This window comes from Dietzia natronolimnaea (genome assembly GCF_002289575.1).
In the GTDB taxonomy this organism is placed as follows: domain Bacteria; phylum Actinomycetota; class Actinomycetes; order Mycobacteriales; family Mycobacteriaceae; genus Dietzia; species Dietzia natronolimnaea_A.
This window is the reverse complement of sequence record NZ_NTGA01000012.1, coordinates 44,308-71,294: the sequence shown is the minus strand read 5'-3', so window position 1 is coordinate 71,294 and position 26,987 is coordinate 44,308. Positions and strand designations below refer to the sequence as shown.

General features: G+C 68.8%; 23 protein-coding genes. 15 read left to right on the top strand and 8 right to left on the bottom strand.

Translation table 11 applies throughout. The annotated features are described in order from the left end of the window. The first annotated feature begins 34 nt into the window (after nt 1–34). Complete coding sequence (locus CEY15_RS06170; protein ID WP_017835462.1) at nt 35–670, top strand: hypothetical protein; 636 nt, start codon at nt 35–37, stop codon at nt 668–670. Nucleotides 671–674: 4 nt separating this feature from the next. Here the strand turns inward: CEY15_RS06170 and CEY15_RS06165 are convergent, their stop codons facing one another. Beyond that, nucleotides 675–1,271: an HD domain-containing protein gene (locus CEY15_RS06165; protein ID WP_095717723.1), complete on the bottom strand. Its 597-nt coding sequence runs from the start codon at nt 1,269–1,271 to the stop codon at nt 675–677. Nucleotides 1,272–1,396: 125 nt separating this feature from the next. Between CEY15_RS06165 and CEY15_RS06160 the strand changes: the two genes are divergently transcribed. Continuing rightward, nucleotides 1,397–1,705: a hypothetical protein gene (locus CEY15_RS06160; protein WP_095717722.1), complete on the top strand. Its 309-nt coding sequence runs from the start codon at nt 1,397–1,399 to the stop codon at nt 1,703–1,705. 16 nt (nt 1,706–1,721) lie between these two features. Here the strand turns inward: CEY15_RS06160 and CEY15_RS06155 are convergent, their stop codons facing one another. Continuing rightward, nucleotides 1,722–2,780, bottom strand: a complete 1,059-nt coding sequence (locus tag CEY15_RS06155) for an NAD(P)-dependent alcohol dehydrogenase (RefSeq protein WP_095717721.1) — start codon at nt 2,778–2,780, stop codon at nt 1,722–1,724. A 254-nt stretch (nt 2,781–3,034) separates the two neighbouring features. After that, nucleotides 3,035–3,652: a hypothetical protein gene (locus tag CEY15_RS06150; RefSeq protein ID WP_095717720.1), complete on the bottom strand. Its 618-nt coding sequence runs from the start codon at nt 3,650–3,652 to the stop codon at nt 3,035–3,037. A 384-nt stretch (nt 3,653–4,036) separates the two neighbouring features. On the opposite strand from CEY15_RS06150, the gene CEY15_RS06145 reads away from it, so the two are divergent. From CEY15_RS06145 to CEY15_RS06130, 4 genes are all read left to right on the top strand, one after another. Then, entirely contained in the window at nt 4,037–6,010 is a 1,974-nt protein-coding gene (locus tag CEY15_RS06145) for a DNA-binding protein (RefSeq protein ID WP_095717719.1), read from the top strand. Beyond that, nucleotides 6,010–7,617 carry a type I restriction-modification system subunit M gene (locus CEY15_RS06140; protein WP_095717718.1) on the top strand — a complete coding sequence of 536 codons (1,608 nt, stop codon included), beginning with the start codon at nt 6,010–6,012 and terminating at the stop codon, nt 7,615–7,617. Before CEY15_RS06145 ends, CEY15_RS06140 begins: the two co-directional genes overlap by 1 nt. After that, entirely contained in the window at nt 7,614–8,735 is a 1,122-nt protein-coding gene (locus CEY15_RS18100) for a restriction endonuclease subunit S (RefSeq protein ID WP_141244217.1), read from the top strand. The genes CEY15_RS06140 and CEY15_RS18100 overlap by 4 nt, the downstream gene beginning before the upstream one ends. 806 nt (nt 8,736–9,541) lie before the next feature. Further along, on the top strand, nt 9,542–12,754 hold the full coding sequence (locus tag CEY15_RS06130; protein WP_095717716.1) for a type I restriction endonuclease subunit R: 3,213 nt from the start codon (nt 9,542–9,544) through the stop codon (nt 12,752–12,754). 28 nt (nt 12,755–12,782) lie between these two features. On the opposite strand, the gene CEY15_RS06125 is transcribed toward CEY15_RS06130, so the two are convergent. Beyond that, nucleotides 12,783–13,556 (bottom strand): SDR family NAD(P)-dependent oxidoreductase, encoded by a 774-nt coding sequence (locus CEY15_RS06125; protein ID WP_095717715.1) that lies wholly within the window; start codon nt 13,554–13,556, stop codon nt 12,783–12,785. Further along, nucleotides 13,553–15,061 (bottom strand): flavin-containing monooxygenase, encoded by a 1,509-nt coding sequence (locus tag CEY15_RS06120; RefSeq protein WP_095717714.1) that lies wholly within the window; start codon nt 15,059–15,061, stop codon nt 13,553–13,555. The genes CEY15_RS06125 and CEY15_RS06120 overlap by 4 nt, the downstream gene beginning before the upstream one ends. Nucleotides 15,062–15,152: 91 nt before the next feature. Between CEY15_RS06120 and CEY15_RS06115 the strand changes: the two genes are divergently transcribed. The 4 genes from CEY15_RS06115 (at nt 15,153) to CEY15_RS06100 (ending at nt 19,317) form a co-directional block, all read left to right on the top strand. Continuing rightward, nucleotides 15,153–16,199 (top strand): AraC family transcriptional regulator, encoded by a 1,047-nt coding sequence (locus tag CEY15_RS06115; RefSeq protein WP_176475033.1) that lies wholly within the window; start codon nt 15,153–15,155, stop codon nt 16,197–16,199. Between the two features lie 62 nt (nt 16,200–16,261). Further along, entirely contained in the window at nt 16,262–17,875 is a 1,614-nt protein-coding gene (locus tag CEY15_RS06110) for an AMP-binding protein (protein ID WP_095717713.1), read from the top strand. After that, nucleotides 17,875–18,870 carry an LLM class flavin-dependent oxidoreductase gene (locus CEY15_RS06105; protein WP_095717712.1) on the top strand — a complete coding sequence of 332 codons (996 nt, stop codon included), beginning with the start codon at nt 17,875–17,877 and terminating at the stop codon, nt 18,868–18,870. Before CEY15_RS06110 ends, CEY15_RS06105 begins: the two co-directional genes overlap by 1 nt. 51 nt (nt 18,871–18,921) lie before the next feature. Then, nucleotides 18,922–19,317 carry a DoxX family protein gene (locus tag CEY15_RS06100; RefSeq protein WP_017837650.1) on the top strand — a complete coding sequence of 132 codons (396 nt, stop codon included), beginning with the start codon at nt 18,922–18,924 and terminating at the stop codon, nt 19,315–19,317. Nucleotides 19,318–19,357: 40 nt separating this feature from the next. Here CEY15_RS06100 and add read toward each other — a convergent pair whose 3' ends face one another. Further along, the gene (add, locus tag CEY15_RS06095) at nt 19,358–20,383 is read right to left on the bottom strand and encodes an adenosine deaminase (RefSeq protein WP_095717711.1); all 1,026 of its coding nucleotides are present in this window, start codon (nt 20,381–20,383) and stop codon (nt 19,358–19,360) included. Next, complete coding sequence (locus CEY15_RS06090; protein ID WP_095717710.1) at nt 20,380–21,849, bottom strand: alanine/glycine:cation symporter family protein; 1,470 nt, start codon at nt 21,847–21,849, stop codon at nt 20,380–20,382. The genes add and CEY15_RS06090 overlap by 4 nt, the downstream gene beginning before the upstream one ends. Nucleotides 21,850–21,905: 56 nt before the next feature. On the opposite strand from CEY15_RS06090, the gene CEY15_RS06085 reads away from it, so the two are divergent. Next, nucleotides 21,906–22,796 carry a patatin-like phospholipase family protein gene (locus tag CEY15_RS06085; RefSeq protein ID WP_245847315.1) on the top strand — a complete coding sequence of 297 codons (891 nt, stop codon included), beginning with the start codon at nt 21,906–21,908 and terminating at the stop codon, nt 22,794–22,796. Nucleotides 22,797–22,889: 93 nt separating this feature from the next. On the opposite strand, the gene CEY15_RS18435 is transcribed toward CEY15_RS06085, so the two are convergent. After that, on the bottom strand, nt 22,890–23,036 hold the full coding sequence (locus CEY15_RS18435; protein WP_176475032.1) for a hypothetical protein: 147 nt from the start codon (nt 23,034–23,036) through the stop codon (nt 22,890–22,892). A gap of 235 nt (nt 23,037–23,271) precedes the next feature. On the opposite strand from CEY15_RS18435, the gene CEY15_RS06080 reads away from it, so the two are divergent. The 4 genes from CEY15_RS06080 to CEY15_RS06065 all read left to right on the top strand — a co-directional run bounded on the left by CEY15_RS06080 (nt 23,272) and on the right by CEY15_RS06065 (nt 26,971). Further along, on the top strand, nt 23,272–23,457 hold the full coding sequence (locus tag CEY15_RS06080; RefSeq protein WP_095717709.1) for a hypothetical protein: 186 nt from the start codon (nt 23,272–23,274) through the stop codon (nt 23,455–23,457). A gap of 159 nt (nt 23,458–23,616) precedes the next feature. After that, complete coding sequence (locus tag CEY15_RS06075) at nt 23,617–25,311, top strand: nitrite/sulfite reductase (protein ID WP_095717708.1); 1,695 nt, start codon at nt 23,617–23,619, stop codon at nt 25,309–25,311. Next, on the top strand, nt 25,308–26,090 hold the full coding sequence (locus tag CEY15_RS06070) for a phosphoadenylyl-sulfate reductase (RefSeq protein WP_017837640.1): 783 nt from the start codon (nt 25,308–25,310) through the stop codon (nt 26,088–26,090). The genes CEY15_RS06075 and CEY15_RS06070 overlap by 4 nt, the downstream gene beginning before the upstream one ends. After that, nucleotides 26,087–26,971 (top strand): NAD(P)-dependent oxidoreductase, encoded by an 885-nt coding sequence (locus CEY15_RS06065; RefSeq protein ID WP_095717707.1) that lies wholly within the window; start codon nt 26,087–26,089, stop codon nt 26,969–26,971. The genes CEY15_RS06070 and CEY15_RS06065 overlap by 4 nt, the downstream gene beginning before the upstream one ends. Nucleotides 26,972–26,987: the final 16 nt, after the last annotated feature.

The following is a 26,987-nucleotide window of genomic DNA, read 5'->3' as shown; positions in this document are numbered from 1 at the left end:
CCCGTCGCGACCTCGAACAGTGAGGTGAGCGCCCGTGAGTCAGCTCGTGTCCTTCTACGAGACCGCGCCGGTCACCGACAAGCGCGGGTTGCTCACCGACGTCATCCAGCGGCCCATGCAGGTGAGGTCGGGATATGACGTGGTCGAGGGCGAGGTGGTTCCGCGGGTGGTCTACGTGCAGGCGCCGATCGAGGGCCGTCCGCTGCTGGTGCCGTTCGGACAGTACGACGCGTGGAGCCTGCGGCAGCGCTTCGAGGAAGCCTTGAGGGTGATGAACACCCTGGGGGCCTGCGAGATCGAGTGCGCCACCTACAGCGCCCGCCGCAACGCCGTCGCCGCGCGCGTGGGGGTGGGCCCGATGGCCGGGTGGGGCAAGGTGACCCGCACCCAGAGCACGGACTTCGACTACTCCTTCTCGGGTTCGGGCGCCTCGCCGCGCGACCCCGGGCCGATCCGCTGGACCAACATCCCCGGATTGGACGCCGCCAAACAGTCGGTGCTGCTCAACGGCGGCCGCCGGGTAGAGATCACGATCGAGTCCGAGTCCGAGTTCGCCGCGGATTCGGACCTCGCCCGGCGGCTCAAGTCGGCCGGCCTGGTCCTCGGACTCGAGGGGCGGACCCAGGCCAAGACCCTGCTGCGGATCAAGGCCGAGTTCCCGGCGGTGTGACCGCTCACCCGCTGGCCGGCGGCACCAGCGCCGCGACGTCGTCCACCGCTCGGCGGAGCTCCCGCGAGGCCGCGCAGTCCCCGAGGCGTCGGGTGACCGCGTCCGAGATCGAGCTGTAGAACCACAGCTTCTCCTGCGGACCGGCGTTGAAGAGCTTCCACATGTCGTCACCGAGGCGGCCATGGGCGGCGACCATCGACCGCAGGTTGTGGATCTTGTCCGCCGCCGAGACCAGCAGGCACTCCACGGAGTCCTCCGCGAGCGAGGCGAGGTACCCCTCCTTGCGGACGCGCCAGGGCGGGGTCGTCTCTCCCGCCGTCTTGTCCTCCGAGACGCCGCGGACGATCCCGGTGACCCGTGCGCCGAACTCGGCGGTCATGTCGTCGGCCGAGTAGACGGACGGCGGGACGTCCTCGAGGACGTCGTGCAGCAGCGCGGCCACCGTCACGTCCGGGTCGTCGGTGAAGTCGGACACGATCATCGCCACCGCCACGGGGTGCGCGATGTAGGGCGTCGGGTCGTCCTTGCGGGTCTGGCCGGCGTGGCAGCGGGCCGCGACCGCGAGCGCACGGTCGATGGTGGGGGTCCAGGTGAGGGGCACGGTGCTCTCCGCTGCAGTCGGAACCGGCCGGCCGGGGCGGAACCGACCGGCCGGGTGGGGACGTCGAACCTCATGACGACGAGACCAGGACGACGCCGAGACCAGCACGACGACGAGGTGAGCATATGCCCGACGGGACGATCAGAGCGGACGCGGACAGGATCGCCTCCGCCGTGGTGGTGTTCCGCGAGTCCGGGGAACGCGTCGCGGAGGTGACGTTCCCGCACGTCGCGGCGGGCGTGGCGGCGGCGCTGCCCGGGGGTTCGGCGATCGCGTCCGCTCTCGACCGGGCGTGTGGCGCCGCGGCGGTGTGCGCGACCCGGAGTTCGGGGCGCCTGACCGGGCTGGCGGACTTCGCCGAGCAGGCGCACCGTTTCCTGGAGGCGCGGGACGAGGACTTCGCGGACCTGCTCGCGCAAGTCGCGCCGCGGTGAGTCAGACCGCGGTGAGTCAGAACGTCTTGGCGTCGATCACGAACCGGTAGTGCACGTCGGACCGGACCACGCGGTCGTAGGCCTCGTTGATCGTGTCCGCCGAGATGAGCTCGATCTCGGCGGTGATCCCGTGCTCGGCACAGAAGTCGAGCATCTCCTGGGTCTCGGGGATCCCGCCGATCATGGATCCGGTCAGGATCTTGCGCCCCGCGGCGACGGACCCGGCCCGCACCGACATCGGCTCGGTCGGGATCCCGATGTTGACCAGCGCCCCTCGCGGCTTGAGCAGGGCGAGGAACCGGTCCATGGGCAGGTTCGCGGACACCGTGTTGAGGATGACGTCGAAGGTACCGCGGAGCCCGCGCAGCGTGGCCTTGCCCTCCTCACCGGCGGTCGCGTAGTGCTCGACCGCGCCGTACCGCAGCGAATCGTCGCGCTTGGAGGTGGTCTGCGACAGGACCGTCACCTCGGCACCCATCGCCACGGCGAGCTTGACCCCGACGTGTCCGAGCCCGCCCATCCCCAGCACGGCGACCTTGGTGCCCGGACCGACGTTCCACTGCCGCAGCGGCGAGAACATGGTGATCCCCGCGCACAGCAGCGGCGCCGCCGACGCCGGGTCGAGACCGTCCGGCACCGACACCACCATGGGCTCCTCGACCACGATGTGGGTCGAGTAGCCGCCGTTGGTCACCGGGCCCTCGGGGTCGCCCTCGGGTAGCGGCGAGCCGTAGGTGGCGATCGCCCCGCGCTCGCACTCCTGCTCCTGGCCCGCGATGCAGGACGAGCACTCGTGGCAGGCCCCCACCAGGCACCCGACGCCGACGCGATCGCCGACCGCGTGTCGGGTCACCTCGGACCCGACCTCCTGGACGATGCCGACGATCTCGTGCCCCGGCGCCACGGGATAGGCGGTCTGGCCCCACTCGCCGCGCACGTGATGGATGTCGGAATGGCAGATCCCGGCGTACTCGATCTCGATGAGCACGTCGCCCGGGCCGGTGTCCCGCCGCCGGATCGTGGTCTTCTCCAGTGGCGCGTCCGGTGCGGTGGCGGCGACGGCGGCGACGTCCATGTGATCTCCCTTGGGTCGAGTGAATCGTGAGCTGATTGTTGATTTGGCTATCAGCCACAGTAGAGGGATTTCGTGCCCTGCCGCCGAGTCGACATCCGAGGCTGCACTGGTGCGGAAATGCGAAGGTGCCCTCCTGAACAGGATTGATACGTCTCGTACAGAGTCCGTACCGCCAGCTCAGAAGGGCCTCGCGTGATCCACCTTCGTTCCGCATGTTCAGCTACAGCGAGTCAGCCGAACTCCCCCGATAGAGGTCAACTACCGGCGCTTCCGAGGCTGCCGAAGACGTCGACGCTGCCGAGGTTGACGCTCCCGGTAGTGGTGACCGAGAAGTTGCGGAAGTGCATCGCGACCGGGAACTGCGCGTCCTGGAGGGCGCTGATCTCGCTGGGTCCGTCGAGCGGTGCGATGCTGTCCTCCGTCACGCAGATCGTCGTGGCAACGTAGTCCCCGTCGTTCAAATTCGGGACGCTGACCTCGTGCGGGCTCGCGAAGGCCCCTTCCTGGTCGAGCAGGTCGCTGGTCTCGTTGACCACGACGCGGAGATCAGCCTGATCGGTCGGCCAGACCGGGTTGCTGAAGAGGTCCTCGGCAAAGCTGTCGTCCCAGGTTTCCGGGTCGATGTCCTCTTGGCTGATCGAACCCTCGACCACCAGCGGGCCGACACAGGCCATGTTCTCCGGTGCGACGACAGTGAAGTGGGCAGTGTCGCCACTGACGTTCACTGTGAGTTCGGGCGAGTCGATCTTGAGGATATCTGTGGGGTCGAACGCCTGAGCCTGGGCGATTGCGGGCGCGATGAACGAGCCCGCGCCCATCAGGGCAGCGGCGATGGCAGCGGTGCCGTACGTACGGATTGATGTTGAGGTCATGGAATTTCTCCTGGCTGAGTTGACAGTGAAGTGAGAGGTGACGTGGTCGTGGGACCTAGTGGTCCTGTCTGTCCCGCTGGAGGGGAGCGCGGTAGAACCTCTGTCGGTGTAGGACTCAGTCGAGCGGGTTCGGACCGCGCGACTACTCCCCGTGGGCGACTGCAGGCCGACGCTCGCGGTGTGGCCGCTTGCGAGTTCATGGTTCACAAGTGACCTCCGGGGCGGATCGAGTGGTTGTGTGTCGCCACGTTCCAACGGCTGAGTGGAAGTAGACAACTACGTGACTTGATAAGGCCCCTTATCGCCGCATGCGTATGATCACATCGGTTTCTAAGGTAGCGTCCCTCGCATCGCAGACCAGACTGAACGAGAGGTGGTGACCCCGTGGAGACTCTGACCATGCAGCAGATCGCCGACCTCGCCGGCGTGAAGCGCCCGGTCGTCTCGGTGTGGCGCTCCCGGTCAGCCGCATCGGAGCACCCCTTCCCTGCGCCGCTGGATCCGGCACGGCTGGTGTTCTCCGCGAACGAGGTCGGCCGCTGGCTGCGCGTCACCGGCCGGGGGAACAACCCGGACGCGCAGGAGGATGCGGCGCTGTTCTCGTCGCTGATGGACCGGGCGGCCTCGCAACTCGACGACGCCTCGGCGCTACTCCTGCTCCACGCGCTGTCCGGTGCGCCGCTGGCGGACCAGAGCCGCGACGACCTCGCGATGCTCCCGGTGGGACACGGAGTGGAGGAAGTTCTGTCCGTGGCGCAGGCGGATAGGGCACTGCGTGACAGCGACCTGGTCGCGTGCGTCGATCGCCTCGCCGAAGCCGGCATGACTGCGACACGGGTGCTCGAACGGCTGGCGCGCCGTCAGGAGGAAAAGAATGCGCCGCTCGCCTCCGAGTCGCTCATTGCGAAGGGCGATGCGCTCGCGTGTGAGGTGGTCGCGGCGCTGGCTGGCGATTACGACAGGGCACTCGTGCCGTGGGGTCCGGGCGGCCTGCGCCTTCTCACGAGCGTGGTGGCCAGGTCTTCCGAGCTGGATCGGCCGCGAGTCGTTGCGCCGGATGGCCCGACCGGGCCGGTGGACCGACTTCTCTGGCGCTACCTCGCTGCACTCGGCGCCCGCCTGGAATCGGCGACGGCCGGTTCAGCCACGCTTCTCGTCGGGCAGTGGGCGGCGATTCCCTGGGAACGGACTGAGAGCTTCTTCGACTCGATAGACAACGTGGTGCTGGGCCTGGAGCCGGGCAGCGCCGCAGTGGTGTTCGCGCCTGCACCGCTGCTGGTCGACGAGTTACCGGGGACGGACCATCGGCGGCAGATTCTGAGCGGGAGGGGCGGCGACTACGTTGCGCCCTTGCGCTTTGTCGCTCGACTGCCGCGGGGATTGTGCCGGGTCGGTGGCCGTCGCCGGATGGCCGTGTGGGTGCTGGGCGAGTCTGGCGACGCCGCCGGGGACCGGGGCTTCACGACGTTCGGGGAGCATTCGGCGCACGCGCTCGACGCGAGGGAGAACCGGGCGCTCGCCTCCGACGTCGTCGCGGCCCTCCGCGGAGGCGCCGCGCGGCGGAGTCACGCGTTCCTGCGCGGCGAGCACCGACTCACGGAGGCGGTGGTGGTCAGGTCCGCGCTCGCGCTGCCGGTCACCACCGACGTCGCGGAGGACGGCGGTGATGCGCTGGCCCGCCTGTGGGAGAAGCGCGACGCTTCGGCGTCCCGGGTACTCGAGGGAGTCGAGGTGGTGGCGGCCGGATCTGCGGCTGATCACTCCCTGCCGTGGAGAGCGGCGACCACGGGCAAGCACCGGCCGGCTCGGGTGATCACGGGCGTGCGCATCCCCGCGGAGGTCTTCGCGGCGGGTCCGGGCGGCATCGGGGTGATCGGCCCGGACGAGGTGCGCGGCCAGTGCGCGATCGGGTCACGGTCGGTCGAGCTGGTGGAGTTGGTTCGACGAGCGCCTCGGTTCCGGCTCACGGAGCCGGGCGACGTGGTGTTTACGACGACGAGGGGGCCGGCCGCGATCATCGACACGGTCGGCGGCAACGCCGTTCAGGCGCCGGCCCGGACCCTGCGGTGTCTGGAACCGGTCGAGGGATCGCGACGTATTCTTCCCGAGCTCGCGGTTCGGGATATTTCGGCTGCGCGGGGTTCGGATTGCCGTTCTTGGCGGCTGCGCACCGTCGTCGTCGACGCCTGTGGCCCCTGGCGCACGGTGGCGGCACGGGCCGCCGAGCACCGGGCACGGCTCCTGGCCGAATTGAGTGCTCTCGACGCGCTCACCACTGAACTTGCCGACGGACTCGCGGCGGGCACGCTGCGCATAGACCACAACAACTCAGAGCAGAACAACAAGGAGAACGCCTGATGGCGAAAGTGTTGGTTCCGATGCCGATGGAGGCATCGACCCCCAGGGAGCTCAAGGACACGCTATGGAAGGCGGCGGACAAGCTCCGCGGGTCCATGGATGCGTCACAGTACAAGGACGTTGTGCTGGGGTTGGTGTTTCTCAAGTACGTCTCGGACGCCTTCGAAGAGCGCCGGGACGCGATCCGCGAGGAGCTCTCCGGTGAGGACGAGGCCTACCTCGCGGAGACGCTCGAGGACGCCGACGAGTACCTGGGCTCGGGCGTGTTCTGGGTGCCCGCCGAGGCGCGCTGGGAGTACCTCTCGCGGCATGCCAAGGGCATCCCGGCGTCGTCGACCAACGACGCGCAGTCGATCGGTGAGCTGATCGACGCCGCGATGCGCGCGTTGATGCAGGCCAACGAGTCGCTGGTGGGCACGCTGCCGGTGTTGTTCGGTCGCGACAACGTCGAGCAGCGTCGATTGGGTGAACTAGTGGACCTGTTCAACGCGGCGCGCTTCACCGGCGGTGGCGCTTCCAAGGCGCGGGATCTGCTCGGGGAGGTCTACGAGTACTTCCTGGACAAGTTCGCCAAGGCCGAGGGCAAGCGCGGCGGCGAGTTCTACACCCCGCCCGTGGTGGTGCGGACGCTGGTGGAGATTCTCGAACCGCATTCGGGGCGCGTGTACGACCCGTGTTGTGGCTCGGGCGGCATGTTCGTGCAGACCGAGAAGTTTCTCGAGGGGCACAAGGAGGATCCGACCAACGTCGCGGTGTACGGGCAGGAGCTCAACGAGCGCACGTGGCGGATGGCCAAGATGAACCTGGCGATCCACGGGATCGACTCGCAAGGCCTGGGCTCGCGGTGGGGCGACACTTTCGCCCGCGATATCCATCCGGACATGCAGGCCGACTACGTGATGGCCAACCCGCCGTTCAACATCAAGGACTGGGCACGGCGCGAGGACGACCCGCGCTGGGTCTACGGGGTGCCGCCCAAGCGCAACGCCAACTACGCGTGGATGCAGCACATCCTGTCCAAGCTGGCGCCGAACGGCGAGGCCGGCGTGGTGATGGCCAACGGGACCATGACCACCTCGACCAGCGGCGAGGGCGACATCCGCAAGGCGATGGTCGAGGGCGACGTGGTCCAGTGCCTCGTGGCCTTGCCGGGACAGTTGTTCCGGGCGACGGGAATCCCGGTGTGCGTGTGGTTCTTCGCGAAGAACAAGGCCGCCGGCAAGGGTGGTTCGGTGGATCGTCGGGGGCAGGTGCTGTTCATCGACGCCCGCGAGCTCGGCCACATGATCGACCGGGTGGAGCGCACGCTGAGCGAGGAGGACCTGCAGCGCATCGCCGAGACGTTCCGCTCCTGGCGCGGACGGCCGTCCGCAGTCGGCGAGTACGAAGACGTGGCCGGCTTCTGCAGGTCGGCCACGCTCGAGGAGATCAAGGCCGCCGGCTACGCGCTCACCCCGGGCCGCTACGTGGGCGTGCCCGAGGCGGAGGAGGACGACGAGCCGATCGACCAGAAGATCGCGCGGCTCACCGGCGAGCTGACCGCTGCGTTGGATGAGTCAGAGCGGTTGGATGCCGTTGTTCGCGAGCAGCTGGGGAGGCTGGGGTGAAGCGAGTATCGCTTGCTGAGGTAGCGGACTTGAAATACGGATATCCGTTTCCGAGTGCAACTTACAAGAATGTTGAGTTTGGGACGAGACTTTTAAGGGGCGACAACGTCGGGACCGGCCACATCCGGTGGGATGGCGTGATGTATTGGCCCTACACCGAAAGCTATGACGATATTTACATCGTCAGAGCTGGGGACATCGTCTTGGCTATGGATCGGCCGGTGCTCAGCAGCGGCTTGAAGTACGGAATTGCGACCACCGACGACGCATCTCTGCTTGTTCAACGTGTCTGCAGAATTCGAGCAACAGAATGCGTTGATCCTCGATATCTCGGTGCCGTGATCGGATCCAGGGACTTTCAGATGTACATCGGGTCTGTGACAACAGGTTCCGCAGTTCCCCACATTAGCGGAGGCGACATTGCACGCTTCACTTGGGACCTGCCCCCACTCGACCAGCAGATTGCTGTAGGCGAAGTCCTCGGCGCCCTGAGCGACAAGATCGCCGCGAACCGGCGAGTGCAGCGGTCGATTGACGACTTGCTTGAGGCCTGCTTCCGCCAGGTCACTCGATCCGCAAGTGAGCGCGTCGAACTCGGCAGTCTGATCGCCCTCAACTACGGCAAAAGTTTGCCTGCGTCTAAACGAGTTGATGGCTCGTTTCCAGTAGTGGGAAGCGGCGGCGTTGTGGGTTATCACGATGAGCCACTTGTAGATGGACCTGCTGTCGTTGTTGGCAGAAAGGGATCTGTGGGTTCCACGTATTGGATCAGCGAGGGGTGCTTCCCGATTGACACGACGTATTGGGTGGCTCCCAAAGGAGTCTCACTGGGATATTCCTACCGTCTCTTGCAGGACATTGATTTTGTGGCGATGAATACAGACTCTGCAGTCCCCGGTCTCAATCGGGAGCGTGCATACGCATTACAGGTGCCCCTTCCGAATGAAGAGCAACTCGAAGAGTTCGACCGATTGAGTGAGGCGCTCACCTTGAAGCACTCAGCGCTCGAGAAAGAGATTGCAGCCCTCGCCCGCACCCGCGACGAGTTACTGCCCATGCTCATGAACGGCCGGATCACTATCAAGGACGCCGAGCACGCCGTCGAGGGTGTGCTCTGAGTGCCTACCGGGCGTTCGTCGCTGTTGTTCCATGAGCGTCAGCGACGTCCTCTATGCACCACGGTTTCACCAGCACAATCGGATCTGTTCTGGACACGGCGACACGGCCTCTGCCCAGACGTGGCCCAGCGGTCGGGTCGCGCGGTGCACTGGCGACCGCTCACAGCTCGAGGTTGTTGGGCTGCCGCGTCCCAGCGCGCGATTGGGCGACGCTCTAATCCGTCAATGTCAGCGAGTTTCGCGAATCTCTGTGAGATTAGGGGGGTGGCTAAATTAACAAAGTGCAGGTCACACCTCGGCGGATGGTCCGAAGCGGCCAAGGAACTCGAGCTTGGATTCGCGCGCGACAGAAGCCATGCAGTTAAGAAAGAAATAGGCCGCGGAAAGAGTCATCTCCGCATTTCAAGCCTTAATTCGAGACGAAACGGGGAGCGTCAGAAGCGACGCATCGACCAGCAAGACTGGACCATGGGAGGTTCACTGTGACCCTGAAATCTAGGGGCGAGGCGGCCCAAGAAGCGTTACGGCAGCGGCCCCCGTGGTCGACCGGCGGCACCCCGGAGGCGGCTCAGTGTCTACCCGTCAGTGTTGGTCACTGTAGGTCACTGAACGTCAGTGGTGGTGAGTGCAGTGACGCATACAGTGACGGACCAGCCACCGGCTTCTCGCCGAACAGCTCGGCCCTGCGTCACTTGTCCGGCCGCCGCGGACGAGCTACTATGGGGGCATACCACCTGCCCCCTCTGGGGGCAGGTTTTTTTCATGTCAGGCCACGCTTCCCGCCGCTCTGACGTGGAGGGGACACGATGACGACAGGCTGGTCCGAAGCTCAAGCCGAGCAGGGCATCCTCGACGCCCTCGCCGAGCGCGAATGGGAGCACCGCTCGGGGCCATCGCTCGCGCCGGGCTCGGGGGAGCGCGACTCGTGGCACGACATCGTCCTGCGGGGCACCCTCCTGCAGTCGCTGATCAACCTCAACCCGGACGTGCCCGAGGAATACCTCCAGCAGGCCATGGCCGAGGTGACCACCCCCAAGTCGCAGGACGCCGTCACCGAGAACCACCGGCTCCACCACATCCTGCTAGACGGCTACAAGGGCCTGACTTACATCGACGACGAAGGCCGCGAGGTCGCCCCGGTCATCCGCTTCCTGTCCGCCGACGCCTCGCGCAACCGGTATTACGCCGTGGACCAGGTAACGGTCCGCAGCCGCGAACACGAACGACGATTCGACGTGGTGGCCTACGTCAACGGACTGCCGCTCGCGATCGTCGAACTCAAGAAGCCGGGCGCCAAGAACGCCACCGCCGAACTCGCGTACAACCAGCTGCGCACCTATCTCCACGAATTCCCCATGGCGTTCCGCTTCGCCGTCGTCGTCGTCGCCACCGACGACCTCTCCGCCCGCTACGGCACGCCGTTCACCCCGTGGAACCACTTCGCGCCCTGGAACGTCGACGACGACGGCCGCCGCATCGCCCCCCTCACCACCCTCGACGGCTCCGCTGAACCCATCACCGAACTCGACCTCCTCATCGACGGCGTGTTCAACGTCGAACGATTCGGCCAACTCCACCGCGACTTCACCGCCTTCGACGCCACCGAGTCCGGCCTGATCAAACGCATCGCCAAGCCCCACCAATACTTCGCCGTCACCAAAGCCGTCGGTGCCACCGTCCGCGCCGTGGACTCCGACGGCCGGGCCGGCGTCGTGTGGCACACCCAGGGCTCCGGCAAATCCATGGAGATGGAGCTCTACACCGCCAAGATCATGCGGCACCCGCGCCTGGCCAACCCCACGGTCATCGTCATCACCGACCGCACCGAGCTGGACTCCCAGCTGTTCGACGGCTTCCAGATCTCCGACCTGCTCCCAGAGCAGCCGGTGCAGGTCCGCACCCGCGACGATCTGCGGACGCAGCTGGCGGACCGCCGCTCGGGTGGCATCTACTTCACCACCCTGCAGAAGTTCGGCCTGAGCAAGTCCGAACGTGACTCCGGAGCGACTCACCCGCTGCTCTCGGACCGGCGCAACATCGTCGTCATCGCCGACGAGGCGCACCGCAGTCACTACGACAACCTGGACGGCTACGCCGCGCACCTCAAGAGTGCGTTGCCGCACGCGACCCTCATCGCCTTCACCGGGACCCCCATCACCGAGGGCGAACGCGACACCCGCCGAGTCTTCGGCGCGGACATCGACGTCTACGACCTGCACCGGGCGGTCGAGGACGGCGCCACGGTCCCCGTGGTCTACGAACCACGGCTGATCAGCCTGGCGCGCCTCCCCGGCGTGGACGACGAGTCGCTCGACGACGCCGCGGAGGAGGCACTGAGCGGCCTCGATGCCGCGGACGCCGAACGCCTCCAGCGCGCGGTGGCCAAGCTCGACACTGTCTACGGCGCCCCCGAGCGCATCCGCACCCTGGCCGCCGACCTGGTGACCCACTGGGAAACCCGCCGCGACGCCATGCGGCCCTTCCTCGGTGTCCCGGGCAAGGCGATGATCGTCTGCGCCACCCGATCCATCGCCGCGAACCTGTACCAGGAGATCGTCGCCCTCCGCCCTGACTGGCACTCCGATGCCGACGACACGGGCAAGGTCAAGGTGGTCTACACAGCCGACCCGGGCGACGAGGAGCACGTCACGAGGCATCTCCGTCGTCCGAGTGCGATCGCCGCGGTGAAGCAGCGGGTGAAGAACCCCGACGACGAGCTCGAGCTGATCATCGTCAAGGACATGATGCTGACCGGCTTCGACGCCCCGGCGCTGCACACGCTGTACGTGGACCGGCCGCTCAAGGGCGCGCTGCTCATGCAGACGCTCGCCCGCGTCAACCGCACCTTCCGGGGGAAGCAGGACGGGCTGCTCGTGGGCTACGCGCCGCTCACCGACAACCTCTCCAAGGCATTGGAGGAGTTCACCCGCGAGGCCCCGCAGGGCGGCGACCGGCTCGTCGGCCGCACCTCCGAGGAGGCCGCGCAGATCGTGCTCGACCTGCTCGCGGGCGTGCGTGAGCTCGTCGGTGACGAGTGGAAGGCGCAGTGGCACGCCAACGCCAAGACCGGCTGGCGTGATGCGCTGCTCACCGTGGTCACCCGCCTGCGGTCGCCGGGCACACCGGGAAACCGCGACGACGACGACCCGGACGCGCGCCCTCTCGCCGACCGCTTCCGCGACCTTTCGGCCAAGCTCGCGCGGGCGTGGGCGCTGGCGGCGGGGAACGACTCCCTCGAGACGGTCCGGCCCGAGGTGCGGTTCGTCGAAGAGGCCCGCGTCTGGATGCTCAAGCTCGACGCGCACCAGAAGATCGGCGCCGGAGAACTGGTTCCGGACGAGATCAAGCGCATTCTCGGCGAGTTGATCGTTGACTCCGCCGCGAGTACCGGAGTCGTGGACATCTACCGCGAGGCCGGACTGCCGCTTCCGCGGTTGGACACGCTCACCCCGCAGTGGGTCGAGGAGGCGCAGAAGCCCTCCAAGGCCCACCTGGCGATCGAGGCGCTCAAGGCGACGTTGCTGGAGGAGGCCGCGAAGGTCACCTACGGGAACGAGGTGCGGCGCAGGCTGTTCTCCGAGCGCGTCAACGAGTTGATGGTGCGCTACACCAACCAGCAGCTCACCGCCGCCGAGGTGATCGCGGAGTTGGTCGAGCTGGCCAAGGAGGTCAGCGCCGAGGCCGACCGCGGACAGCGGTTCGAACCGCCGCTGGAGAGCTACGAGCTGGCGTTCTACGACGTGGTCGCGTTGAACGAGTCCGCGGTCGACGTCCTGGGCGACGACGTGCTGGCCGAGATCGCCCGCTCGATCGTCGCCACCATGCGCCGCGACATCCGAACCGACTGGACGGTCCGTGAGGACGTCAAAGCCAAACTCCGCGCATCGGTTAAGCGGACCCTGCGTAAGTACAAATACCCACCGGACAAGCAGCCGGAGGCCATCCAGCTAGTCATGCAGCAGATGGAGGCGCTGGCGCCCCGCTACGCGGAGGAGATGGGACAATCTGCCACACACTGAACCCCGATATTGCCGCTCAAAAGGCTGCTTAACCCTGCCGTTCGACCACGCGGCCGATGAGACGGGTCCCCGCCAGGAAAGGGATCCGGGTGAACCGCTTGGTGTACCACGTGAGAGTGCTCAGCGCGTCCGGGGTGATGACCACCCGCCGGGCCTGGATGCCCCGGACCGACCGCGCGGCGACCTTCTCCGACGTGAGCGGCGTCTTGGAGAGCAGCATGCGGGCTGCCTCGTCGGCCTTGGGGTCATCCCCGGACAACGAATCCGCGAGGCCCGAGCGGAAGAACAGCGGGCAGATCACGGAGGTGGAGATGCCGCGGTGCCGCAGCTCGGCGTCGAGCGTCTCCGCCAGGGCGACCGCTGCCGCCTTGGTCGCGTTGTAGGCCCCCATGGAGGGAGCGTGCACCAGGCCGGCGGCGGAGGCGGTGATGACGACCCGCCCGCCGCGGCCGAGCTTGGGGACCATTGTCTTGCACCCGCGGACCACGCCGAGAAGGTTGATGTCCACTATGCGCTTCCACGTGTCCATGGACGTGGCGTCGAGTCGTCCGCCGACCGCGATCCCCGCGTTGTTGATGAGAATGTCCAACCTGTCGACGGCGAGCGCGGCCGCGGCCCAGTCGTCGTCGTTCGTCACGTCGAGCGTCAGGTAGCTCCACTGTCCGCCGAGCTCGCGCACGGCGGGCGGCGCCTCCGGGTGGAGGTCGGTGAGGATGACGTCGTCCCCACCGGCGAGGTATTCGCGGGCGAGCGCCAAGCCCAGCCCCGAGGCGGCACCGGTGATGAGGATGCGGCGGGTCATCGGACGGCCTCCTGCGGGATCTGTGCGTCGAACGCCATGTCGCGGCGCTGGTCACCGAAGGTCAGCTCGGGGATCTCGGCGAGGTAGTTCTGCACGTAGGTCCAGGGCCGGGCGGTGCCCTGTCGGGGGAACTTGTGCACGCCGCGTCGGACGTAGCCGGCGTCGAGGTCCAACAGTGGCCGGTCCCCTTTCTCCTGCGGCGGGATCGGTGCGTAGATCTTCTCCCCGTTCTTCTCCCCGGCCCGCCACAGCTTGACCATGTACCGGGAGACCATGTCCGCGCGCAGCGTCCAGGAGGCGTTGACGTACCCCACCGTGAAGCTGAGGTTGGGCACGCCGCCGAGCATCATCCCGCGGTAGGTGGTCAGGTCCTCGGGCTTGAGCTCGCGGCCGTCGATGCTCAGGGTTCCGCCGCCGAACGCCTCGAGTTCCAGGCCGGTGGCGGAGACGATGACGTCGGCCTCCAGTTCCACCCCGGACCTCAGGCGGATCCCACGTTCGGTGAACGTGTCGATGTGCCCGGTCACCACCCGCGCGCCCCGCTGGATCGCCCGGAAGATGTCCCCGTCCGGGGCCTTGCACACCCGCTGGTCCCAGGGCTTGTAGGACGGTGTGAAGTGCTCGTTGATCTGTGCACGCGAGATGTAGCGGCCCTGCAGGGTCCGCAGCCCTTGCTTGAACGCCCAGGGGAACCGCTGGGCGACGATGTACTGCGCCATGTCCCGGGCGCCGTGGGTGAACCGGGCGGCGCGGTAGGCCGCCTGCGTCGGCAGGACGCGCTTCCACACGGCGCTGATGATGTCCTTCTCCGGGAGCGGGGCCACATAGCTCGGGGTGCGCTGGAGCATGGTGACCTCGGCGCCGAGCTGCTCGAGAGCCGGAACGAGGGTGACGGCGGTGGCGCCGGAGCCGATCACGATGAACTTGCGTCCCGCGTACTCGACGTTCTCGGGCCAGTGCTGGGGGTGGATGATCTCACCGGCGAACGCCTCCTCCCCCGGGAAGTCGGGCCGGAAGCCGGCCGAGTGGGAGTAGTACCCGGCGCCGAAGTGCAGACGGCGGGTCCACACCGTGCGCTCGCTGGTGGTCCCGTTCTCGGTCCGGACGCTCGTGACCTTCCACAGGCCCTTCTCGCCGTGCCAGTCGGCGTTCCGGATCCAGGAGCCCAGGTGTAGGCGTTCGAGGACTCCGCACTCCCGGGCGGTGTCGCGGATGTACTCCTTGATTTCCTCGCCCTGCCCGAGGGTCGACGAGTGCGGCCAGGGGCGGAACGGGAATCCGAACGTGGCCATGTCCGAATCCGAGCGGATGCCCGGGTAGCGGAACGTGTGCCAGGTCCCGCCCAGGTCGTCCTGGGCGTCGTGGACCTCCCACGACCAGTGGGGAAAGGCGTTGCGGACGTGGTGCGCCAGGTCGATGCCGGAGATGCCGGCGCCGACGATCAGGAGGTCCAGCGGGTTCTCGGGTGCGCCGGCCGGGGGGCGGCGGTCAGCTGAGGCTGTCATGAAGAGGACGATAGCGCCGATCTGCCTCGATAAGTTGCCGTAATACGCCAAGAGGTTGCTCTATCGCGCCATTCGGCCGACAGTGTTCCCCGTGGCATATGTGCGATCTGCGGGACTGCGGGGCGTCAGGGCCGTGATCGACGAACTCGGGGGCGACGCCGACGACCTGACGCTGCACTGCGGGCTGCCGCGCGGCGCCCTGGACAGCGACGAGATCCTCGTGCAGGACCTCGCGATCGGGCTCCTCCTCGAGACCGCGGCGGTGGAACTGCGCTGTCCGGACTTCGGCCTGCGGGTGGCGTTGCGCCAGGATCTGGGACTGCTCGGACCCGTGGCCGCCGCCATCCGGCACGCTCCGACCACCACCCGGGCGTTGGAGATCACCTCCAAGTATCTCTTCTTCCACGCCCGCTCGCTCGAGATCACCGTGGTCGCCGATCCGGAGGGGGACCCCGATGTGCTGGGGGTGCGGTTCGGCTACCGCGACGACGCGGCCGCGCTGCCGCCCCAGGCGGTCGACCTGGTCCTGCTGTTCCTCCACCGGTCCATGCTCGCGCTCCTCGGGGGAGAGTACGGACTGCTGTCGGTCGAGCTGCCGAACGCGCTCAACACGGCACCGGGCCGCTACCGGGAGCTCTTCGCCGCCCCGGCCAGACCCTTCGCGACGGCCGCGATGCTCCGCGTCCCCGCCGTGCTCCTCGGCCGGGAGATCACCGGCGGCGACCTGATGGCCCATGAGCTCGCCCTGAGCTACCTGGACCAGCACGGCCCCGCGCGAGACCAGACCTACAGCGAGCGGACCAGGGCACTGCTGCTGCGGTCCCTCGACACCGGGACCTCGACCCTCGGTGACGTCGCCGGGCTCCTCTCGGTCTCCCCGCGGACCCTGCAGCGGCACCTCACCGGCGAGGGCACCTCGTTCACCGCGATCCGGGACGAGGCGCGCCGCGATGTGGCCGCCCGCCTGCTGGCCACCACCGAGATCCCCCTCTATCAGATCGCCTCGGCCCTCGCGCTCGACGACGTGACGACGTTCAGTCAGTACGCGCGCCGGTGGTGGGGGGTCACGGCCAGGCAGTTCCGGGCGGACAGGAAGGGGACGGGAGTCGCGGGGCGATCGACGGTCGGACTTTCCTGACGAGTGTCAGCTCAACTCGCTGTGATCTGAGTCACACCTTTCTCTCGCTTCCGAGGATCCCCATGGCCGACACCGTTCGCGAACAACTCCGCCGACACGCCGACTCCGACTCCCCGGCGATCCGCTACGAGGACCTGACCGTCACCTGGCGTGAGTACGTCTCGGGCGCCGACCGCCGCGCCGGCGCCCTGGACGCGATGCTCGACGACTCCCGACCTCGCCATGTGGGCACGCTCCTGGAGAACACCCCGGAGATGCTCTACGCACTCGCCGCCGGCGCCCTCGGCGGGATCGTCGTCGCCGGGATCAACGCCACCCGGCGCGGCGAGGGACTGGCCCGCGACATCAGACGCGCGGACTGCCAGCTCCTGCTCACCGACTCCCAGCTCGCGCCCCTGCTCGACGGGCTGGACCTGGGGGACGTCACGATCATCGACACGGACTCGGACGAATGGGCGGCCACGGTCGCCTCGTCCGAACCGTCGGCGGGTCTCCCGCCGGCCGACGCGGGCGACCCGTTCATGCTCATATTCACCTCGGGGACCTCCGGCGACCCCAAGGCGGTCCGGGTGGGGAACTTCACGGTCACCATGTCGGGGGAGGCGCTCGCGCCGTCCTTCGAGCTCACCGCCGATGACGTGCTGTACCTGTCCATGCCGCTGTTCCACTCCAACGCCATCATGGGAGGCTTCTCGCCCGCGATCGCCGTGGGCGCCACCATGGCGCTCGCCCGCCGCTTCAGCGCGACCCGCTTCGGCGACGACATCCGCAGGTACGGGGTCACGTACATGAACTACGTGGGCAAGCCACTCGCGTACATTCTCGACACCCCGCCCCGCCCCGACGACGCCGAGACCACGCTCCGTGCGGCCTTCGGGAACGAGGCGGCGGCCAAGGACATCCCCGCGTTCGCCGAGCGCTTCGGCTGCACCGTCCGGGATGCCTACGGCTCCACCGAACTGGCGATCATCGTGGTCCGGACCGAGAACTCACCGCTCGAGTCGATCGGCGAGCCGTTCCCGGGGGTCGCGGTGTACGACCCGGCGACGGCGACCGAGTGCCCCCGGGCGGTGTTCGACGACAACGGGGCGGTGGCCAATCTCGACGAGTGTGTGGGCGAGCTGGTCAACACCGAGGGCGCGGGCTTCTTCGCCGGCTACTACAACAACGAGCAGGCCACCTCGGAGCGGATGCGGGACGGGATGTACTGGTCGGGCGACCTGGCGTACCGGGACGTGGACGGCAACGTGTACATGGCCGGTCGCAGCGGTGACTGGCTGCGGGTCGACGGGGAGAACATGGCAGCCGGCATCGTCGAGGAGATCATCCTCCGCCATCCCGCGGTCTCCCGGGCGGCGGTGTACGGACTGCCCGACCCCCGCGGCGTCGGGGACCAGCTCGCCGTGGCCGTGGTGATACGCCACGACGGCGAGCTCGACCCCGCCGGCCTCGAGGAGTTCCTGGCCGCCCAGCCCGACCTCTCGCCCAAGGCGTGGCCGCGCTGGGTGCGGGTCTCGGACGCGCTCCCCACCACCGCGACCAACAAGGTCCTCAAGCGCGAGCTGATCGAGGACGGCGTGGGCGGCACCGGTGGCGGCGACACCTGGTGGGAGCGGGAGGAGCGCGGCACGTCCTATTCGGTGCTCGCCGACTCCCGCGCGGGTGCCGGGCTCTGATGGTCTACGTCGTCACCCGCTTCGACTTCCGCGCGCCCGGGGCGGACGCGGCCGAGCGGCGGGATCGCTACCGCGCAGCCCTCGACATGGCCCGATACGCGGAGGAGACGGGCCACGACGCCGTCAACCTCTCCGAGCACCACGGGTCGGAGGACGGTTATCTCCCCTCGCCGCTCATCGCGGCGGCGGCGGTCGCCGCGGTGACCGAACGGATCCAGATCGCGGTGTGGGCACTCGTCGCGCCCCTGTACGACCCCATCCGACTGGCCGAGGACATCGCCGTCCTCGACCACGTGGCATCCGGACGGGTGAGCTTCACCTTCGGCCTCGGCTACCGGCCGGTCGAGTACGCGATGCACTCGCGGGACTGGAAGGGGCGGGGCGCTCGCCTCGAGCGGCAACTGGAGACCTTGCTCGCGGCGTGGGCGGGGGAGCCCGTCGGAGACGATCCGGTCGACGGCACGCGGCGCGCGGCGGTGACACCGAAGCCGTTCTCGTCGCCGTATCCGCTGGTCTTCCTCGGTGGCGGGGGTGCGGCCGCGCGGCGGGCGGGACGGCTCGGGATGCACTACCAGCCCCAGCTCGACGATCCCGCGCTCACCGAGCTCTACCGCGCCGAATGCCGCGCGAACGGGCACGAGCCCGGACTGGTCGTGGCCCCGGTCCCCGGACCCGCCGCGGTGTTCTGCGCCCACGACCCCGACTCCTTCTGGGAGCGGTACGGCGGCCACCTGCTCGCCGACGCGGAGGCCTACCGCGCCTGGCAGATGGGGCCCGGACGGAGTTCGTTCGTGCACTCCGACGCGCGCTCGGTCGAGGACCTGCGTGCCGAGGGGGTGTACCTGGTGGCCACCCCGGACGAGCTCGTCGAGCGGGTCCGGGCGCGCGAACTGGGCCTGATCGCCAGCCACCCGCTGTGTGGCGGGATGCCGGTCGACGCCGCGTGGGAGTCGCTGCGGCTGATCGGGGAGCAGGTGCTGCCGAACCTCCGGTGAGGACGTGTCGTCGACCACCGGTCCTCCCCGGGGGGCCGTAGTGTCGGGCGAATGGGAAACGACACGGCACTCAAAGACACGGCACGCGCCGTCCGGTACTGGTCCATGCCCGCCGCTCTGGGGGCGATGGGCGCCCTGCACTTCGTGGCGCCCCGCCCATTCGACGGGTTGATCCCGCCGGAGCTGCCCGGCAGCGCCCGGGCGTGGACCTACGGATCTGGCGTGGCCGAGATGGCCGTGGCGGCGCTGCTGGCCGTCCCGCGGACCCGCGCGCTCGGTGGGGCGGCGGCCGTGGCGCTGTTCGTGGGGGTACTGCCCGGGAACATCCAGATGGTGCGGGCCTGGCGCCGCAAGCCCGTGTGGCCCTACCAGGCGATCGCGTGGGGTCGACTGCCGTTGCAGGTGCCGATGATCCTCGCGGCCGACCGGATCCGCCGCGGCGCCTGAGCGGCATTGACGATCACCCCTGACGTGAGCGTGGTCGGGGTCACCCGGGCAGCTGCCCGGCCTCGCGTTCCCAGTCGTCCACCCCTGCCAGGGCGCCGCGCTTGAGATCGGCGGGAGCGAAGGACGAGTCGATCGACGCCCGCGCGCACCCCGCGAGACCCGCGTCCGGTATGCCCATCTGCTCGTGCGCCAGTACGTACTCGTCCACCACGTCGACTCCGAACAGCAACGGGTCGTCGGCACCGATCGAGCAACGCACCCCGGCGTCCAGCAGTGTGGGCAGCGGGTGCTCGGCGAGCGTGGGATACACGCCGAGGATGACGTTCGAGCTCGGGCAGACGTCCAGACAGACCCCGCTGGCGGCGAGCTCCGCCACCACCCGGGGGTCCTCCGCTGCGCGGACGCCGTGCTGGATCCGGTCGACGCCCAGGTCGAGTGCGGACCTCACCTCCTCCGGTCCGGCCAGCTCGCCGGCGTGCGGCACGACACCCAGACCGGCCTCGCGGGCGATCGCGAAGGCCTCCGCCGCGTCGGCCACGGGGTTGCCACGTTCGTCGGCCACGAGGCCCACGGCCACGACACCTCGCTCCGCGAACCGTGCCGCGAGCCCGGCGGCCTCCAGTGCGTGCCCGGGCCCGGCCCCGCGGTCGATGCTCACGATGGCACCGGTCCACACCCCGTGGCGCCGGCCGGCGGCCGAGGCGGCGGGCAGGATGAACTCCAGGGCCTCCTCGGCCGAGTCGAAGGCGGCCGACTTGTCCGGGATGGAGGCGAACTCGAGCGCCACGACGCCCTGGGCGGCGGCGTCGGCCACCACCTCGTCGAGCAGTCGGCCGAGCCGCTCCGGGGTGTGCAGCAGAGAGATGAGCACTCCGTAGGCGTCGAGGAAGCCGGTGAAGTGGGGGAAGTCGACGAGCGGCGGGACCTCCACGCCGTCCTCGGCGCACCACTCGCGCATCGTCCCGGGGCGCATGGCGGCCTCGAGGTGGACGTGCAGGTGCGCCTTGGGCAGGGCGGCGTAGCGCTCGTATGCGGGGCAGTGCCCGGGTGGCGCCGGGCGGATCACTCCTTCGGCTCGACGTCCCGCGCCTCGTCGGCGACGTGCTGGTGCGTCATCGGATCGGAGCCGTCCCAGGTCGAGACGTTCCGGGCCTGGGGCAGGTCGTCCCGGTGGAACACGGGGTTGTGGCCCTTGGCCTTCTGTCGCAGGTAGTGCTGCAGCAGCGCCACCGCGAGCCCGCTGAGCGGGATGATCGCGACGAGGTTGATCGTGGCCATGACGCCCATGAACAGGTCCGCCATGTTCCAGATGAGGTCGACGGACCCCAGGCAACCTCCGAGCACGGCGAGGACGACCAGGACGCGGAAGACCCGCAGCGCCATGGGGCTCTCGCGGAGGAACCGGATGTTGGCCTCGCCGTAGTACGAGTTGCCGAGGATCGAGGAGAAGGCCAGGAAGAAGATGACGACCATCAGGAAGGGCACGCCCCAGTCGCCGACCTGAGAGGCCAGGGAATCCTGGGTGAGGGTGATGCCCTCGCGGTCGCCGCCGAAGTCCGGGTTGGCGAGGAGAATGATGAACGCGGTCGCCGAGCAGACGACGAGGGTGTCGAAGTAGACACCGAGGGCCTGCACCAGTCCCTGCTTGACGGGGTGGGAGACGGATGCGGTGGCGGCCGCGTTGGGAACCGAGCCCATGCCGGCCTCGTTGGAGAACAGGCCACGCCGCATGCCCTGCATGATCGCCGCGCCGATCGCCGCGCCCGCGACCTCGCGGAAGCCCAGAGCGTGGCCGACGATCAGCGAGATCATCTCCGGGACCTCGGTGATGTTGATCGCCACGACCACCAGGGCGACGACGATGTAGGCGATCGCCATGAGCGGGACCACGATCTCGGTGACCGCCGACAGCCGCCGGATGCCGCCGAAGATCACCGCGGCCACCACAATGGCCAACACGACGCCGATGAGCAGGCCCGACCCGAGCCCCTCGAGGCCGAACTGGTTGCGCACGGACGCGGAGATGGAGTTGGCCTGGACGGCGTTGAAGACGAAGCCGTAGGTCAGGGTGATGATCACCGCGAAGGCGACCGCCACCCGCTTCCACCCGAGTCCGTCACGGATGTAGTAGGCGGGGCCACCGATGTAGGAGTCCTTGCCCCGCACCTTGTAGAGCTGGGCGAGCGTGGACTCGATGAACGCCGTGGCGCCGCCGATGATCGCCAACATCCACATCCAGAACACCGCACCGGGCCCGCCGACCGTGATCGCGATGGCGACGCCGGCGATGTTCCCGGTGCCCACGCGGGACGCGGCGGAGACGGTGAAGGCGCGGAAGGCGGAGATGCCCTTCTTGTCCGGCTCGATGTCCGAGGGCTTCTCGACGATCGTCCTGAACATCTCCGGGAACATCCGGATCTGCACGATCAGGGTCGTGAAGGAGAAGTACAGACCGGCGATGACGAGGAGCGCGATGACCGCGTACCAATAGACATCGTTGACGGATGCGATGAAGTCGGCGATTGCGCTCACCTCGGAGACGGTAGTCGATCATCACTGAAGTGACGAGGCGATTTACCCTGGGTGTCGTGACCGACTTATCGCCCACCGCTGCGGATGTCGCCGTTCTGTTCGAGGGCGGCGGTATGCGGGCGGTTCACACGGCGGGGGTCGTGGAGACGCTCATCGACGCGGGCATCCACGGGGGCATGGCGGCGGGGATCTCCGCGGGAGCCACGCACGTGGCCAACTATCTCTCCCGTGAACCGGTCCGGGCGCGGAAGAGTTTCGTCGAATTGGCGGCGGATCCCAACTTCGGCGACTGGCGCAGCTTCGCCCGCGGGAAGGGGCTGTTCAACGCGGAATACATCTACGAGCAGACCGGTCTCCCGGACCAGGTGTTGCCGTACGACTTCGACACGTTCTCCCGGAGCGGGACGGCCGCGAGGATCGGAACGTTCCGGTGCTCGGACGGTGCGACGGTCTTCTGGACCGAGGAGGACGCCTCAAGCATGCCGGAGCTCATGCGGATGGTCAGGTCGTCCTCGACGATGCCGGTGTGGATGCCGCCGGTGCTGATCGACGGCGAGTACTACGTGGACGGGGCGCTGGGCCGCGACGGCGGGATCCCGCTCTCCGCAGCGCGGGAGGCCGGATACGAGAGATTTCTGGTGGTGCTGACCCAGCCGAGTGGATACCGGAAGATCCCGCCGCGTCGACTGACCCCGTTCTACCGCTCGTACTTCCGGCGGTTCCCGGCGGTGGGGGAGGCCCTTCTGCACAGGTGGGCGCTCTACAACGAGACGCTCGACGAGATCGAGGCTCTCGAGGAGTCTGGCGACGCGGTGGTGTTCCGTCCGGAGCGGGTGTTGATACGGAGTTACGAGCGCAGGGTCGACCGACTCGCCGAGGCCTACGTCCTGGGGAGGGAGCAGGCCCGGCGGGAGGTCGACACCTGGTTCGAGTTCTGCGGACTGTGACAGACCTTGCGCGATGACAGGCCTTGCGCGGTCACACCCCGCGAAATGGCGAACGCCCCGGTGGCGGACCACCGGGGCGTGCGTCGCTGGGGATCAGGAGCCGAAGAGCTCCGCGCCGCCACCGAGGGTCTCGAGGATGTACGCGGGCAGGCCGAGCAGTCCGTCGATCGCGGCGGAGCCGACGTTCGGGACGAGTTCGGAGGAACCGGCGGCCAGGGAGTCCCAGAAGTCAGAGAACATGTGGTGTCCTTTCGAGAGGTGGAGCCCCACGGTTTAGCGGGGTACGTCATTCACGGTACTGACGATCCACGGGCGTTTCCACAAACTTGCCTCTCGAGTAAAGCTACTCAGCATATTCGTAAGTGCCTCGCTGGGGGGTTTCCACTTAATGAGGATCGTCCTATGATCGGGTCAGGGCGACCGAGATGTAGTCCAAGGGGTGGGCTGACCAGGGCCGCTCTGGAAGGAGTTCATCATGTGGGGCAGTCTCTTCGAGTTCGCCGGGTCGACCGTCGGCGCGGCGGGCAGTCTGGCCACCGACACGGGGTCGACGCTCGTCGACACCCTGACGTTCCTCCCGGTCCACATCGTGGAGGTCTTCTGGTGGACCGTGTTCGGTGTCGCCGAGGATCTGGGGTCGACCATCATGCCGCCGGTCTGACCGACCGTACGGCGATCTGGTTACCAGCCGCCTCCCTCTGCGGGGGGCGGCTGATCGCGTGGGTGGGGCCTGCGCCGCCGACGGGTGGGGCGAGTGCGGGGGCGGAGTCCGCCGTGCGACATTAGACAGACCGGTCTGTCGACCGCTACCCTCGCGGACATGACCGGTACAGACGCCGCCGCCCGCCCCGCTCGTCCCGCCCGCGCCCCCAAGCCGCAGGGCCAGTGGAAGATCGACGGCAAGCTCACGCTCAACCACAACGAGGAGTTCAAGCTCACCGACGACGCGCTCAACGTGCGCCAGAGGATCCTCGACACCTACTCCAAGGAGGGGTTCGCCTCCATCCCGTCCGACGACCTCTCGGGTCGGATGCGCTGGTGGGGCCTGTACACCCAGCGCAAGCAGGGGCTGGACGGCTCGCGGACCTCCAAGCTCGAGGCCGACGAGCTGCAGGACGAGTACTTCATGATGCGGGTCCGGACCGACGGCGGCGCGGTGACCACCGACCAGCTGCGGGTACTGGCGGGCATCTCGACCGACTTCGCCCGCGGCACCGCGGACATCTCCGACCGGCAGAACATCCAGTACCACTGGATCGCCATCGAGGACGTGCCCGAGGTCTGGCAGCGGCTCGAGGACGTCGGGATCGACACGGTCGAGGCCTGCGGTGACTGCCCGCGCGTGATCCTCGGCAGCCCGGTCGCCGGCGTGGCCGAGTCCGAGATCCTGGACCCGACCCCGGTGATCGCCGAGATCAAGGCCAAGTACATCGGCACGCCCGAGTTCTCCAACCTGCCGCGCAAGTTCAAGTCCGCCATCACCGGGCACCCGAGCCTCGACGTGGTCCACGAGATCAACGACATCTCGCTGGTGGGCGTCCGGCATCCGGAGCTCGGCCCGGGCTACGACCTCTGGGTGGGTGGCGGTTTGTCCACCAACCCGCAGCTCGCCACCCGCATCGGCGTGTTCGTCCGCCAGGAGGAGGCCGCCGAGGTGTGGGCCGGCGTGGTGGGGATCTTCCGCGACTACGGCTACCGGCGCATGCGCACCCGCGCCCGGCTCAAGTTCCTCATCAAGGACTGGGGTGCCGAGAAGTTCCGCCAGGTCCTCCAGGACGAGTACCTGGGCCGCGAGCTCCCGGACGGCCCCGCCCCCGAGCGTGGCGTGGGTTCGGGCGACCACGTGGGCGTCTACGAGCAGAAGGACGGCCGCTTCTACGTCGGCGCCGCCCCCACCGTCGGGCGCGTGGGCGGCGAGAAGCTCTCGCAGGTCGCCGACCTCGCCGAGGCCGCGGGCTCCCACCGGGTCCGCTTCACCCCGCACCAGAAGCTGCTCGTGTTGGACGTCGAGCCGGAGAAGGTCGAGGAGTTGGTCGAGGGACTGGCCGCCATCGGGCTGCACGCCCGCCCGAGCTCGTTCCGCCGCTCCACCATGGCGTGCACCGGCATCGAGTTCTGCAAGCTCGCCTTTGTCGACACCAAGGACACCGCCACCGCACTGATCGGCGAGCTCGAGAACCGGTTCGCCGACGACGCGCCCCTGCGCACGCCGTTGTCGATCCACCTCAACGGCTGCCCCAACAGCTGTGCGCGCATCCAGACCGCCGACATCGGCCTCAAGGGCCAGCTGCTCGACGGCGACACCCCGGGCTTCCAGGTCCACCTCGGTGGCGGCCTGGCCTCCCAGGACCAGGAGTCGGGTGGGCTCGGCCGCACGGTCCGCGGACTCCGCGTGCCGTCCGCGGACCTGCCCGACTACGTGGAGCGCGTGATCCGCAAGTACATGGAGACCGGTGCCAGCGGCGAGACGTTCGCCGAGTGGGCCCACCGTGTGGAGGAGGAGGTTCTGGTATGACCGCAGTCGCACTCGATCTGCTGCCCCGCAGCACCGTCCTGACCCCCGGCCCCGGCCGGCGTCGGACCACCGAGGAACTCAAGGCCATCGCCGAGGACGCGGCGCGTCGATTCGACGACCGCGGGCTCTACGGCCACCACGGCGAGGTCGACCCCGCCGAGGTCCTGGCCTGGGCGGGCGAGACCTTCGGCGACGCCCTCGCCGTGGCCTGCTCGATGGCCAACACCGTGGTGCCGGAGATGACCGCGCAGTACGCCCCGGGAGTGGACGTGCTCTTCCTCGACACGGGGTACCACTTCTCGGAGACCATCGGCGTCCGGGACGCCCTCGCGTCCACACCGGGCCTGAACGTCGTGGACGTGCGCAGCCCCGCGAGCCGCGAGGAGCACGAGGCCGCGCTCGGCCCGCGCCCGTTCGAGACGAACCCGGAGCTGTGCTGCCGCCTGCGCAAGGTGGAGCCGCTCGACGCGGCGCTGTCCGGATACGAGGCGTGGATCACCGGTCTGCGCCGGGTGGACACCGACCACCGCGCCGGAGCGGCGATCGTGGAGTGGGACGCCAAGCACTCGATGATCAAGATCAACCCGCTCGTGGCGTGGACCCTGGATCGCGTCCACGCCTACGCGGAGGAGCACGGGTGCCTCCTCAATCCCCTGCTCGACGACGGCTTCCCGTCGATAGGCTGTGAGCCGTGCACCCACCGCGTCGAAGCCGGAGCGGATCCGCGCTCAGGTCGCTGGGCCGGTTCCTCCAAGACCGAGTGCGGCATCCACCTGTGACGATCGCGTTCGCTGACGCCGCCCCCGCGGCCGAGCGGCCGGCGGCACCCGCGTTGGACGGCCTCCCCCTGACGGTGGGGCTGTCCGCGCGCGAGGTGCTGGTGGTGGGCGCGGGGCCCGTGTCGGTCCGCCGCGCCGAGACCTTCCTCGAGGCCGGGGCGGTGGTCCGGGTCGTGGCCCCTCGCGTGGACCCGGCGATGGCCGACCTCGCGGCGCGGGCGGGTGCCCAGCTCGTCGTCGTCGCCAGGAACTTCCGCGCCTCGGACCTGGACACCCCCTGGATGGTGCACGTCGCCACCGGGGACCCGGAGGTCGACGCCGAGGTCGCCGCCCTGTGCGAGCAGCGCCGGATCTGGTGCGTGGCCGCCGGGGACGCGGCACTCGGCTCCGTGCGGGTGCCCGCACGGACGGCGGTGGCGACGCCGGCGGGACTCGTCCGCATCGCTGTGGACTCGTCGGACCCCCGCCGCTCGGTGCGGGTGGGTCGTCACGTGGCGAGGTCGCTGGCCACCGCACCGGCGGGGTTGCGCGCCCGTCGTCGCCCCGAGGCCGGGTGGCTCGTCCTCGTCGGCGGGTGCGGCGATGGGGACCTCCTCACCGTCCGCGCCCGGCGTTTCATCCACGCCGCGGACGTTCTGGTCGTGGACGGTGCGGCCGATCCGGGGTTGCTGGCGGAGATCGACGACGACGTCGAGGTGATCGAGGTCGGGTCGACCCTGCCCGCCGACGCGGTCGCGCGGGTGGTGGCCGCCCGGTGCGCCGCAGGGCACGGGGTCGTGCGGATCGTCGCGGCGGACACCCTTGCCGATCGCGCCCGTGACCTCCGGGCCACCGGGCTGGAGTTCGAGATCGTGCCCGGCGTGATCGACGGCGGGGCCTGAGCCGCCGTCGGCTCCC

What these genes read in the sequence shown, in the direction of transcription:
- CEY15_RS06160 (WP_095717722.1), top strand. Translation starts at nt 1,397, where the DNA reads ATGCCCGACGGGACGATCAGAGCGGACGCGGACAGGATCGCCTCCGCC.
- CEY15_RS06155 (WP_095717721.1), bottom strand. Translation starts at nt 2,780, where the DNA reads ATGGACGTCGCCGCCGTCGCCGCCACCGCACCGGACGCGCCACTGGAG.
- CEY15_RS06150 (WP_095717720.1), bottom strand. Translation starts at nt 3,652, where the DNA reads ATGACCTCAACATCAATCCGTACGTACGGCACCGCTGCCATCGCCGCT.
- CEY15_RS06140 (WP_095717718.1), top strand. Translation starts at nt 6,010, where the DNA reads ATGGCGAAAGTGTTGGTTCCGATGCCGATGGAGGCATCGACCCCCAGG.
- CEY15_RS06130 (WP_095717716.1), top strand. Translation starts at nt 9,542, where the DNA reads ATGACGACAGGCTGGTCCGAAGCTCAAGCCGAGCAGGGCATCCTCGAC.
- CEY15_RS06125 (WP_095717715.1), bottom strand. Translation starts at nt 13,556, where the DNA reads ATGACCCGCCGCATCCTCATCACCGGTGCCGCCTCGGGGCTGGGCTTG.
- CEY15_RS06120 (WP_095717714.1), bottom strand. Translation starts at nt 15,061, where the DNA reads ATGACAGCCTCAGCTGACCGCCGCCCCCCGGCCGGCGCACCCGAGAAC.
- CEY15_RS06110 (WP_095717713.1), top strand. Translation starts at nt 16,262, where the DNA reads ATGGCCGACACCGTTCGCGAACAACTCCGCCGACACGCCGACTCCGAC.
- CEY15_RS06105 (WP_095717712.1), top strand. Translation starts at nt 17,875, where the DNA reads ATGGTCTACGTCGTCACCCGCTTCGACTTCCGCGCGCCCGGGGCGGAC.
- CEY15_RS06100 (WP_017837650.1), top strand. Translation starts at nt 18,922, where the DNA reads ATGGGAAACGACACGGCACTCAAAGACACGGCACGCGCCGTCCGGTAC.
- CEY15_RS18435 (WP_176475032.1), bottom strand. Translation starts at nt 23,036, where the DNA reads ATGTTCTCTGACTTCTGGGACTCCCTGGCCGCCGGTTCCTCCGAACTC.
- CEY15_RS06080 (WP_095717709.1), top strand. Translation starts at nt 23,272, where the DNA reads ATGTGGGGCAGTCTCTTCGAGTTCGCCGGGTCGACCGTCGGCGCGGCG.
- CEY15_RS06075 (WP_095717708.1), top strand. Translation starts at nt 23,617, where the DNA reads ATGACCGGTACAGACGCCGCCGCCCGCCCCGCTCGTCCCGCCCGCGCC.
- CEY15_RS06070 (WP_017837640.1), top strand. Translation starts at nt 25,308, where the DNA reads ATGACCGCAGTCGCACTCGATCTGCTGCCCCGCAGCACCGTCCTGACC.